Source organism: Hufsiella arboris (assembly GCF_009834875.1).
GTDB classification, from domain to species: Bacteria; Bacteroidota; Bacteroidia; order Sphingobacteriales; family Sphingobacteriaceae; genus Hufsiella_A; species Hufsiella_A arboris.
In genome coordinates this window covers 178,634-190,653 of record NZ_WVHT01000006.1, presented here as the reverse complement: position 1 = coordinate 190,653, position 12,020 = coordinate 178,634, and the positions used below count along the sequence as shown (strand labels likewise).

10 protein-coding genes are annotated in these 12,020 nt (G+C 42.1%); 3 read left to right on the top strand and 7 right to left on the bottom strand.

From position 1 onward, the window contains the following. Positions 1–85 precede the first annotated feature (85 nt). Together GS399_RS13980 and GS399_RS13975 are read left to right on the top strand one after the other, a co-directional pair. Positions 86–1,039 carry a 3'-5' exonuclease gene (locus GS399_RS13980; protein ID WP_160845264.1) on the top strand — a complete coding sequence of 318 codons (954 nt, stop codon included), beginning with the start codon at positions 86–88 and terminating at the stop codon, positions 1,037–1,039. Between the two features lie 13 nt (positions 1,040–1,052). Then, the gene (locus GS399_RS13975) at positions 1,053–2,918 is read left to right on the top strand and encodes a M1 family metallopeptidase (RefSeq protein ID WP_160845263.1); all 1,866 of its coding nucleotides are present in this window, start codon (positions 1,053–1,055) and stop codon (positions 2,916–2,918) included. Positions 2,919–2,921: 3 nt separating this feature from the next. Here the strand turns inward: GS399_RS13975 and queG are convergent, their stop codons facing one another. Next, on the bottom strand, positions 2,922–3,857 hold the full coding sequence (gene queG, locus GS399_RS13970) for a tRNA epoxyqueuosine(34) reductase QueG (RefSeq protein WP_160845262.1): 936 nt from the start codon (positions 3,855–3,857) through the stop codon (positions 2,922–2,924). A 246-nt stretch (positions 3,858–4,103) separates the two neighbouring features. Here queG and GS399_RS13965 point away from each other — a divergent pair, with 246 nt between their 5' ends. Continuing rightward, the gene (locus GS399_RS13965) at positions 4,104–5,435 is read left to right on the top strand and encodes an OmpA family protein (protein ID WP_160845261.1); all 1,332 of its coding nucleotides are present in this window, start codon (positions 4,104–4,106) and stop codon (positions 5,433–5,435) included. A gap of 62 nt (positions 5,436–5,497) precedes the next feature. Here GS399_RS13965 and GS399_RS13960 read toward each other — a convergent pair whose 3' ends face one another. The 6 genes from GS399_RS13960 to GS399_RS13935 all read right to left on the bottom strand — a co-directional run bounded on the left by GS399_RS13960 (position 5,498) and on the right by GS399_RS13935 (position 11,985). Continuing rightward, positions 5,498–6,133: a hypothetical protein gene (locus GS399_RS13960; protein WP_160845260.1), complete on the bottom strand. Its 636-nt coding sequence runs from the start codon at positions 6,131–6,133 to the stop codon at positions 5,498–5,500. A 20-nt stretch (positions 6,134–6,153) separates the two neighbouring features. Then, on the bottom strand, positions 6,154–7,179 hold the full coding sequence (gene ruvB / locus GS399_RS13955; protein WP_160845259.1) for a Holliday junction branch migration DNA helicase RuvB: 1,026 nt from the start codon (positions 7,177–7,179) through the stop codon (positions 6,154–6,156). A gap of 54 nt (positions 7,180–7,233) precedes the next feature. Continuing rightward, the gene (locus GS399_RS13950) at positions 7,234–7,980 is read right to left on the bottom strand and encodes a polyprenol monophosphomannose synthase (protein ID WP_160845258.1); all 747 of its coding nucleotides are present in this window, start codon (positions 7,978–7,980) and stop codon (positions 7,234–7,236) included. Positions 7,981–8,050: 70 nt separating this feature from the next. Further along, complete coding sequence (locus tag GS399_RS13945; protein WP_160845257.1) at positions 8,051–9,757, bottom strand: peptide MFS transporter; 1,707 nt, start codon at positions 9,755–9,757, stop codon at positions 8,051–8,053. 125 nt (positions 9,758–9,882) lie between these two features. Continuing rightward, positions 9,883–10,800 carry a hypothetical protein gene (locus GS399_RS13940; RefSeq protein ID WP_160845256.1) on the bottom strand — a complete coding sequence of 306 codons (918 nt, stop codon included), beginning with the start codon at positions 10,798–10,800 and terminating at the stop codon, positions 9,883–9,885. 3 nt (positions 10,801–10,803) lie between these two features. Further along, positions 10,804–11,985: an acetyl-CoA C-acyltransferase gene (locus GS399_RS13935; protein WP_160845255.1), complete on the bottom strand. Its 1,182-nt coding sequence runs from the start codon at positions 11,983–11,985 to the stop codon at positions 10,804–10,806. Positions 11,986–12,020 lie beyond the last annotated feature (35 nt).

Sequence of the window (12,020 nt, the reverse complement as noted above, 5' to 3'; positions counted from 1 at the left end):
GAATCGTTTTTCGTTACGAAACTTTTGTTTAATGTAAGTATTGTTACGTAATTTTTAATGTCTTTTGCCGACATTTGCCATCCATATGAAATTGAATTTAAAAAGACCGTTGGCTTTCTTTGATCTGGAAACCACGGGCACCAATATAAGCGCCGATCGCATTGTCGAAATATCCATCCTTAAAGCAATGCCCGATGGCACCGAAGAAATTAAAACACTGCGTATAAATCCACAAATACCAGTTCCGCTGGAGTCATCTTTAATCCATGGTATCTATGATGAAGATATCAAGGACGCTCCGTCATTTAAACAAGTTGCCGCCGAATTAGAGCTTTTTCTTGAGAATAGCGATTTAGCCGGATATAATTCCAACCGGTTTGATATTCCTGTTTTAATGGAGGAATTTTTACGTGCAGGGATTAACTTCGATATTGAAAACAGAAGATTCGTTGATGTTCAAAATATTTTCCATCAAATGGAACAGCGCACATTAAAGGCCGCATACCAGTTTTATTGCGGAAAAACTATCGAAAACGCTCACTCGGCGGAAGCTGACATTAAAGCAACTTACGAAGTGCTGCTCGCGCAGATAGAACGTTATAAAGAAACACCTTTTGAGGATAAAAAGGGAAACATATCAACTCCCGTCCAGAATGATATCGACGCTTTACATGTTTTCACAAACCTGAACAAACCGGTGGATTATGCCGGTCGTATGGTATTCAATGAAGACGGTATTGAGGTATTCAATTTCGGAAAGCATAAAGGAAAATGCGTGGAGGAAGTATTTGATATGGAGCCTAGCTATTATTCGTGGATGCAGAACGGAGATTTTCCATTGTATACCAAACGTTGTCTTGAGCGTATCTGGGTAAGATGGAACGGCAAACGCGTACAATTGAAGAAAAAAACTGAAACTACCGTCACCGTAGAAAAGGTGGAGACTGCACCGTCACCAAGGCCGGAGTTTAAAAAGCAAAACACCGAGCCCGTTACAAACGATATGCTTGAACAGTTGAAACTAAAATTCGGTAAATAGCCACATTGAATTTATGAGATTAAAAAATCTGCTCGCGGCTGTCGTTTGCAGCTTTACAATTGCGTCATCGTTCTCGCAGGTAAAGCTGCCCGTTCCGGTAAACGTACAAAACGCGGTAAAAAAACAAACACGAACAGAATCAGGAATTCCGGGGTCGGCTTACTGGCAAAATACAGCCGACTATAATATAAAAGTGGATTTCGATCCCACAAGCCGTTTGCTGAAAGGAACTGTTTCAATTAATTACTTAAACAGTAGCCCCGATACCTTAAAACAACTATGGTTTAAGCTTTACCCTAACTATTATAAAAAAGGATCGGCGCGTGATTCAAAAGTTGCCGCAAGCGATTTGACAGACGGTGTGAAAATTACCAAGATGCAAATCGCCGGCGAGGATAAAGATGTTAAACGGCTCGTAATCGACGGCACCAATATGTATACGCAGGTAAACCAGATCCTGCCAAAACAATCGGTTAAAATAAACATAGATTATTCTTACGAAGTAAACAAGGGATCTCATCAACGTACCGGCCAGGTTGATGACGGCTCTTTTTTTATCGCTTATTTTTTCCCCCGGGTTGCCGTTTACGACGATATAGACGGTTGGAATAAATACCCTTATCTCGGTGCAGCGGAGATGTACAATGATTTCTGTTCATTTAAAGCAGAGATTACAGTTCCCAAAAATTATGCGGTTTGGGCCACAGGCGACCTGGTTAACGCCAAAGATGTTTTACAACCAGCTGTTTATAACCGCTTAATTCAAGCTGAAAAAAGCGATGCAATAATTGACGTAATATCAGAACAAGATGCTTCGCAAAATGCGGTGACAACCGATAATAACACCTGGAAATTCAATGCCGAAAACGTTACAGATTTCGTTTTTGCAACGAGCAATCATTATATGTGGAAGTCAAGCAGCCTGGTAGTTGATTCGATAACAAAACGCAGAACACGTGTGGACGCGGTTTTTAATCCGGAACACAAGGACTTTTATGATGTTGCCGCTTACGGCCGAAAAACTGTCGAGCTGATGAGCTTCAAGTTTCCGAAATGGCCGTTTCCTTACGCGCACGAAACAGTTTTTGATGGCCTGGATCAGATGGAGTATCCTATGATGGTCAATGACAATCCCCTTGAAGATAAGGAATCGACAATTACACTTACGGATCACGAGATATTTCATACCATGTTTCCTTTTTACATGGGAGTAAACGAAACCAAATATGGATGGATGGATGAAGGATGGGCGACGATTGGTGAGTGGCTGCTTTCTGCGGAAATTAATCCGGGTATGATCGATGACTACGGCGTTGTACCGTATGAAAGAGGAGCGGGGCATGATTTTGATGTGCCGATAACTACCTTAACGACTCAGCAGAACGGGATGGCGTTTTATCTCAATTCCTATCCTAAGCCGGCATTCGGTTACCTGTACGTAAAAGATATGCTTGGGGAAGAACGATTTAATAAGGCATTACATACTTACATCCGTAACTGGAATGGAAAGCATCCGATCCCACAGGATTTTTTCAATTCGATGAATGAAGGTGCCGGCGAGAATCTGAACTGGTTTTGGAAAAAATGGTTCTATGATGGCGGAATACCTGATCTGTCAATAAATGAAGTGAAAAAAGCCGGCGCAAATTATCGGGTATTGGTTGAATCGAAAGGTTCGAAGCCTGTTCCTGTAAATCTGAACTTATTTTATGAAGACGGAACCGAAGAGCGGGTGCATCGTAGTATCGCTGTTTGGAAAGACGGAAATAAGACAATAACTGTTGAATTTCCTGCTAGCAAAGCATTGAAAAAAGTTACCCTGGAAAGTACGTATACACCAGACTCTGATAAGCGAAATAACGTTTTTCCGATGAGGTGACTGTCAAGGTTTGCTCAGAAACAATATATTTCGCTTAAGTCCCGCATACTTGGTACGCTTGACCGCTGAGTTTTTAAAGATAACCTGGAACGTTTCTTCGGTCAATTCCTCCCATTCGGACTTACTAAGCTGAAGAAGTTCGTTTTTTGGCTCAAACTCCGGCTCTGTGTGAGGGATGGAAAAGCGGTTCCAGGGGCAAACGTCCTGGCAAATGTCGCAGCCAAACATCCAGTTGTCCATTTTTCCGGTGAACTCATCCGGGATCTGATCTTTCAATTCGATTGTGAGATACGAAATGCATCTGCTGCCGTCGACTACATAAGGAGCGACAATCGCTTCAGTAGGGCAGGCGTCGATACAACGCGTACAGGTTCCGCAATAATCGGTCGTATCCGGGTTATCATAATCGAGTTCCAAATCGATAATTAATTCCGCCAGGAAAAAGAATGAGCCGGTTTGCCGGTTCAGTAAATTGGAATTCTTTCCAATCCAGCCTAAACCTGCTTTTTTTGCCCACGCTTTATCAAGAACGGGAGCTGAATCGACAAATGCACGACCGTTCACTTCACCAATCTGGTCTTTGATAAAGGATAACAGAGAGAAGAGTTTGTTTTTTATGACCGTGTGATAATCCTGGCCGTAAGCATACTTTGAAATTTTTGGCGAGATATCATCCGACTGATTTTCGGTTGTATAGTAATTAAGAGCCAGCGATATCACCGTTTTAGCGCCTTCAACCAGTTTCCTGGGGTCAAGCCGTTTATCAAAATGGTTTTCCATATAATCCATTTTGCCCTGGTAATTTTTATTCAGCCAGCTTTCCAGTTTTGGCGCTTCTTCTTCCAGAAAATCAGCTTTCGCAATGCCGCAAAAGAAAAATCCCAACCGCTGGGCTTCATCTTTGATCAACTTGCTGTAGGCTGATTTATTTAGGAGCATGTGCAAAATTACAATTAATCGCTGTACGTTTATGTGTTCAATTATCCCAATAAATAGACATTTCAGACCAAAACTAAAAACTGTCTGCATTGATCTGCTCATCCGCTTTTTGTTCAGATATTCAATTACTTAGCTGAATAAGCAGGCGCTTGTTAACAAATTCGTAAAACCTTTGGCAGGATTTTCTCTTATATGGGGCAACGTAAGTATTGCGACTTACCATATAACTAATTTAATTTTTTTACTATGAAAATGACTTTTCTTAAATCTTCAGCCCTTCTATCAGCTGTCATGCTGTCTTCGGGCTTATATGCTCAGGATTCTCTATCTACATCCGGAGCATCATCTAATCTAAAACCTTTTTCACCGGTTGCTTCATACAGAACATGGTCAATTGGTGTACATGGTGGTGTGTTAACTCCAAAGGCATTTTTTGGGAATAACGACTATACCGGTAACAAAGCGGATATCGGCTATGGCGCTTATATCAAAAACCAAATCTTACCTGGCTTTGGTTTGCGTGCTGATTTCCTTCGCGGTAAACTGGAAGGATCATCGCCGCGTGGCAGTTTCGCACCTTCTTTTTCAACAGAGATTCACTGGTCTGCTGCATTAAGCGGCGAGTTGACGCTTGCCAACATTAACTGGTTAAACGGCTCGAGCGTTATGCGCCCGTATGTTACAGCTGGTTTTGGTTTTATGGGCTATAAACCAGTATTGGAAGATGCAAGCGGTGCTCAAACAAATTTTAAGCAGGATAATAATGGTACTGTTAACGAGGTGTTTTTCCCGGTAGGCGCTGGTATTAAATTCCAGTTAGCAAAAGGAATCAATTTAGATTTGGGCTACCAGGTTAATTTCAACAATAACGATAATCTGGACGGTTACAATTATGGTTCACAAAATGATCGCTTCGGATACGGTCACGCTGGTTTAGAGTTTGCTTTGGGTGATAAAAACAAACCGCAGCTGGCAGCTAAAAACCAGGTCAAAATGATGTATGATGATTATACTTCACAAAACCAGGATTTGAAAAATCAACTTGCTGACGAACGTTCAAAAAATGCACAGCAAATTGCAGCAATGCAGTCGCGTTTAGATTCGGCATTAGCTGACAGCGATGGAGACGGGGTTATCGACAGATTGGATAAATGTCCAAATACGCCTGCAAATACTAAAGTTGACGGTTCAGGCTGCCCTCTTGCGCCTGCTAAAGTTATCATTACTGAAGAAGACCGTCGTATTGTCCGTGATGCAATTGCTAACCTGGAATTTGATTTTGGTAAAGCTACTATCCGCGCGAAATCTTACCCAAGCCTTGACCGTGTAGCAGAGATTTTGATTAACAAAAATTTCAGCTTGAAACTTGCAGGTCATACAGATAATGTTGGCAGCGATGCAGCTAACTTGAAATTGTCTAAAGAACGTGCAGAATCAATCAGATCTTATCTTGTAAGTAAAGGAGCAAACGCTTCACGAATTGAAGCAACAGGATACGGTGAAAGTCAGCCAATTGCTACGAACAAAACTGCTGCCGGAAGACAGCAGAATCGCAGGGTTGAGTTTACGTTATATTAATAATAACATAACATAACTAAAATAGGAAGGCCGGCGTAATTGCCGGCCTTTCGTATGTTGTGTTAAATTTTTTCGCCCTTTGCGAGTTTATTTCTTCGGTTATCCTGCCACAAATAATGCAGCAATGTATTAAGGCAAACTGCATTCCAGTCGTCGTGTAGTTTTAAAGCAGATTTTTTGTTTTCTTCGCTTGTTGAGCCAACGTATACAATTCCTTTATCAAGGTTGTGCTTAAGCTGGTTCCATGGCAGGATCTCTTTTTTTGTTTTACCCCAGAACCATGCTTTATAAGGGACTTTTATTCCTTCATAACTTACCTCTATATCAGCAACTGAAAAGGATTTTTGCTCATTTAATGCATCAATCAGTTGATTGATAAGCGGCTTTTTGATGTATTGCCATACACCCGACATGATGTAGTAGTAAGTATGGTCTTCCTCAAGAAGATCGCCAACTTTTGAGCTGTTGAATGAAATATTGAGGGTTTTGCCATCTTTGCTCATCAAATCAATCGCATATCTTTTTGACGATGGTTTTTTTTTCGGGCCGACCAGTGAAACGCCATATTTTAATGCGCTGACATCTTTACAAGCTATTTTTGTATTGTTTACCTCGATAAAGTCCTGGTTTATTTTTATTTTCTGATTAGAGGATTTAATGTGAATGTTTACGTCGAAATTGTGTTGAAGTGTTTCCATGTATTGCTATACGATAAGTATCAAAATAAAGTTCCCGAAGATCCGTGTTTTAATCTTCCCAAATGTTTATATGCGGCTTCTGTCGCTTCTCTTCCTCTTGAAGTTCTCATCATAAAGCCTTCCTGGATCAGGAAAGGTTCATAAACTTCCTCAATGGTACCTTCATCTTCGCCGACAGCGGTAGCGATTGTTTTAACGCCGACCGGCCCGCCTTTAAATTTATCGATAATGGTAAGAAGTATTTTATTGTCCATCTCATCAAGCCCATGCTCATCAACGTTAAGCGCATTTAATGCATAACGCGCTATCTCGGTGTCGATGCTGCCGTTTCCTTTAATCTGGGCAAAATCACGTGTTCGCCTTAGCAGAGCATTGGCAATACGTGGAGTGCCACGGCTGCGACGGGCAATTTCATAAGCGCCTTCATCGGTTATCGGGGTTTTTAAAATAGAAGAGGAGCGGAGGACAATAGTTGTTAATAGTTTGGTGTCGTAATATTCAAGGCGGGAATTTATTCCGAACCGTGCCCTCAAAGGTGCCGTAAGCAAGCCTGAACGGGTTGTAGCTCCAACCAGTGTGAATGGATTTAATGATATTTGAACGGAACGCGCATTGGGCCCCGTCTCCAGCATAATATCGATTTTAAAATCCTCCATTGCCGAGTAGAGGTACTCTTCAACAAGCGGGCTAAGCCGGTGGATTTCGTCGATAAAAAGTATGTCTCCTGTTTCGAGGTTTGTTAAAAGCCCGGCGAGATCTCCTGGTTTGTCTAAAACCGGCCCTGACGTAATCTTAATATTTACGCCCATCTCATTGGCGATGATATAAGATAAGGTGGTCTTTCCAAGTCCCGGCGGCCCGTGAAGCAGGACATGGTCTAACGCTTCACCACGAAGCTTTGCAGCCTGTACAAAGATCCTGAGGTTTTCTAAAATTTTGTGCTGACCTGTAAAATCCTCGAATGCCTGGGGACGTAATACCTTTTCGATATCACGTTCGGTGGGTGTTAAACGTTCTGCACTTGGATCCAGGTTCTCATTATACATGGACGCTAATTTAAGATTATCACTAAGAATAGGAAAATTGGAAAGGAATTTAATTTACGAGGCGGAATATACCTTTTTGTAGTTTCTAAACCAGCTCCCGACCTTCATTTGAATTACTCCAAGAAATGCTTCCCTGAAAATACGGGTGCTCATTTTAGAGGTTCCTTCGGTACGGTCTGTAAATATTATCGGTACTTCAACTACCTTAAAACCATGCATAATGGCTGTAAATTTCATTTCTATCTGAAATGCATAACCCACAAACTTTATTTTTTGCAGGTCGATAGTTTCCAGGACGATACGCCTGTAACATTTAAAGCCGGCAGTTGCGTCCTGGATATTAATTCCGGTAATAAAACGAACGTACATAGATGCGAAATACGACATCAGTACCCGCCCCATGGGCCAGTTAACAACGTTTACGCCGCGTACATATCTTGATCCGATTGCAACGTCGGCACCATCCACGCAAGCCTGGTAAAGTTTTAAAAGATCTTCCGGGTTATGCGAAAAATCCGCATCCATTTCAAAAATAAACTGGTATTTATGAGTAAGCGCCCACTTAAAACCATGAATATAGGCAGTGCCCAAGCCAAGTTTACCGCTTCTTTCTTCGAGGTGCAGGCGGCTTTCGTATTCTTGTTGTAGATTTTTTACAATGTCTGGTGTGCCATCAGGAGAGCCATCGTCAATAATTAGGACGTGGAAGTTATGAGGAAGAGAGAAAACCTTTTTAATGATCTTCTCAATATTTTCTTTTTCGTTGTAAGTTGGAATAATGACCAGGCTGTCGGAAAGCACGCGTTATGTTTTAAAATGCGAAAATAGGTTTAAAATAAAAAACCCGGAAATCTATTTTCCGGGTTCAATTTTATCTTACGCCATGCATCATCTTCTTGAGAACTCCTGAAAGAAGGAAGAGCAGTATGGCTGCCGCGCCCGACAGGATCACGAAGACCATGAAAAATTCATATAAATTATGGATAGTAAATCCAACGAAAGTGGGATATGTGGTATCAATTTTATCCTTGGCGAGGATAGCAATTTGTTCAACCGTTGCTTTGACTTTTCCATCGAGAATTCCCTGTAGGTCAATTCCCTTTGACGAAGCGAGTATAAATTTATCACCGGTAGGCGGGATAAGCGCGCCCAAGGTGCCGGCAAGTGCATAACCCGCGGCATTTCCCAAAAACCAAACTCCCATTAATAACGAGGAAAAGCGTTTAGGCGCAAGTTTTGCAACGAGCGACAAACCTATTGGAGACAGGCATAATTCGCCCATTGTATGGAAAAGATACATAATAAACAACCAGTGAACGGCAAGTTTTCCAGTTGTTCCGATTCCTTTTATCTGGACCGCGATGATGTAATAACCGATAGCCAGTAAACATAAACCGATCGCTTGCTTTACCAGTGAAATAGGCTCCAGGTTACGTTTTTGCAATTTTAACCATAGCCAGCTAAAAGGAAGCGCTAAAACTATTACGAAGAATGAGTTCGCATTCTGAACTGAACTTGGTGGTAAAACCATTCCTAAGAAATGCAGATCCGTTTGTTTGTCGGCTACAAACGTCAACGACGAACCGGCCTGCTCAAATGCCGACCAGAAAAAGATAACGAAAAAAGCTACCGCATAAAGAACGATAATTCTGTCGCGTTCAATTTTTGTTATTGATTTATCCGTCAAAATTAGTACAGCTAAACTGATACCTGATGCATAAATAAATGGATAAACCCAGCTTTTTATAGGGTTTGGATCCAGGGAAAGGAAATGTATTCCGATGAATGCAACAATCATCAATCCGATAACTCCGATAATTGCTCCTTTGGTGAAATGTGCTTTTTCTGCTTCGCCGGTAGGACTTAATGTTGAGTGAGTATAGTCTGGTTTGGCACCTACAGCTTTTCCGTCAGGATCGACAACATATTTGTTTTTCAAAAACAGGAACATAATAGTTCCGGTGAACATCGCCAGGCCGGCAGCCAGAAATCCCCACTTAAATGCCTCTACAACACGTACATCACCAACTTTTACATCTCCAAGGAAAGGACAGATTGCCATCCCAAGCAGCGCTCCTACATTAATACCCATATAGAAAATGGTGAAAGCGGAGTCGAGGCGACTATCGCCTTTCTTGTAAAGCTGACCGACCATCGAGGAAATGTTTGGCTTAAAAAAGCCGTTTCCAATGATGATAATAAAAAGTGCGGTCCACATGATCATTTTTGCCAGGTCGAGGTTGCCGGCATACAGATAGCCGCTGGTAAACATGCATAGCTGCCCGATACCCATCACGGTTCCGCCGAGCAGTATACAATTTCGGTTACCCAGATACCTGTCGGCAATAAAGCCGCCGAGCATTGGCGTTAAATAACTAAGCCCGAGAAAGCCGCCATAGATGATCGAAGCGTCTTTGTCAGAGAAAGCGAGCGCGTTAACCAGGAATAATGTAAGAAGCGCGCGCATTCCGTAAAAATTGAAGCGCTCCCACATTTCCGTCGTAAACAGAACATAAAGTCCTTTAGGATGTCCTTTTGATGTTTGAACAGGACCTTCTGCTATTTGAATTGTATCCATTACGATGAAAAAAAGTTTCTTAAATTTCGCAAATTAAATGATTGTAAGCGAAATATAAAACCTTATATAATTTTATTACAATCCTGAATGGCAGTTTATTATTTCCCAGCTATAATAGACTGGCATTAAAATTTACGCGGAGTGAAATATTTAGGTTTTTTGGGGTCGTTAAAAAGCACGTCTTCGCCAGACGGAGGATTTTTTAGCGGAATGTCCTGAACGAGTTTCCAACGCCCCCCAACAAGCTTATACCCGTCATACGACATATCTGGACCGTAAAGTTCGGGGTTGCCTACCATTTTGGCGTCCGGCGCAGCAAGGTGGTCGAAAACTATCATACCCGTTTTGGTATCGTAATTTAACAGCATCGATGCCTGCCGGCTGTATTCAAATATAATTCGCTTATTCGACGAGACGCCTTTATTTCCGTCAAAGACGGACATCCCGAAAACCGGCTTATCATCTTTGAAGTAAAGCGTTTCAATTACCTTTTTCGTTGATTTAACGTTATTTCCTTTCCATCCGAGTAGTATGTAATAGGGCGTCCTAACATTGTAGGTAACGGGAATGATGCTGTAATACTGGGCACCGTACCATCGATCATTTGAAGTAACAGTATCCGCCGGATTTTTAATCGCCTGACTGTAATCCACCAGTCCGAACAGATGTAATTTTCCGTCCGGGTTGTTCATTTGTATGGCGCCGTAATAGCGGTAACTTCCATCGTCATACATAACATGCCAGCTAAAAATTCTAAAGCGCTGGTCGGGCGAATACCTTACCGCGATGGTTTTAAGCGAATCGAACCGGTAATTAAACGATCTGGGTATTTTTAATGCTCTGACAAGCGTTTTTGCGAATGTATAACTTGCATTTATTCTTTCGGGCACTGATTGGTCATTGATTAAATGACTGCCAATTTCCGAAAGACTATCTTCATATACTTTGAATTTATTCGCGCCGTAAGCGCCGGCATGTTGAGCAACAGAGCAGACCGAGCAGAATGATAGAACTAGTAAGAGAAGCGTCGTTTTACTATTCATGAATTACAAACGTAAATTTTCTATAACAATTGCACTGGCACCACCGCCGCCGTTGCAAATCCCGGCAACGCCAATTTTGCCACCCTTTTTATCAAGAACATTTAAGAGCGTTACCAAAATCCTTGCCCCGGAAGCTCCAAGCGGATGTCCCATTGAAACCGCGCCGCCAAAAATATTAACTGTTTCCGGATCTATATTAAGTTTTTGATTATTAGCTATTGAAACAACGGAAAATGCCTCGTTAATTTCATAATATTCCACATTCTCGGCAGCAATTCCAGCATTGCTGAGAGCGAGAGGTATCGCTTTTGCGGGAGATGTGGTAAACCATTCCGGCGCTTGCTGGGCATCAGCGAAGCCTAAGATTTTTGCCATTGACTTTAATCCCAATTGTTCTGCTTTTTCTTTACTCATCAGCAATAATGCAGCTGCACCATCATTTAACGTAGAAGCATTGGCGGCGGTTACGGTTCCCGGATTTTTGAAGACAGGTTTTAACGACTGGATTTTATCAAAATTTACCTGCGACGGTTCTTCATCTTCAGAGAATAAAGTAACCTGGCCTTTTCGATCCTTAAGCTCCACCGAAATTATTTCATCGTCAAATAATCCTTCCGACTGTGCTTTTTGGCTGCGTTTGTATGATTCAATTGCAAAGGCGTCCTGGTCTTCGCGGCTGATATTGCACACCGCTGCACAAAGCTCCGCCGCTGATCCCATGTGGTAGTCATTATACACATCCCAAAGTCCATCCTTGACCAATCCGTCTGTCAGTTGTCCGTTTCCCAGGCGATAACCAGTTCTGGCTTTATCGAGATAATACGGCACATTGCTCATACTTTCCATTCCGCCGGCAATTATTACGTCATTGTGGCCTAATGCTATATTTTGTGCGGCCAGCATTACAGCCTTCATTCCGCTGGCGCAAACTTTATTGATAGTAGTCGCAGGCAAATCAGGTAATCCGGCAAATTTTGCGGCCTGGGTAGTCGGAGCCTGGCCTAGTCCTGCGGATAATACGTTGCCCATCAGCACTTCTTGCACCAGCGACGGATCAACCGCCACTTTTTCAATTGCAGCTTTGATAGCGAAGCCGCCAAGTTCTGTAGCGCTGAATCCGGCCAGCTTTCCGCCGAAGCTTCCGATTGGTGTACGTACGGCCGATACTATATAAACTTCTTTCATGATTTAAGATAAAATTAGTTGGTCAAAGCTAATGA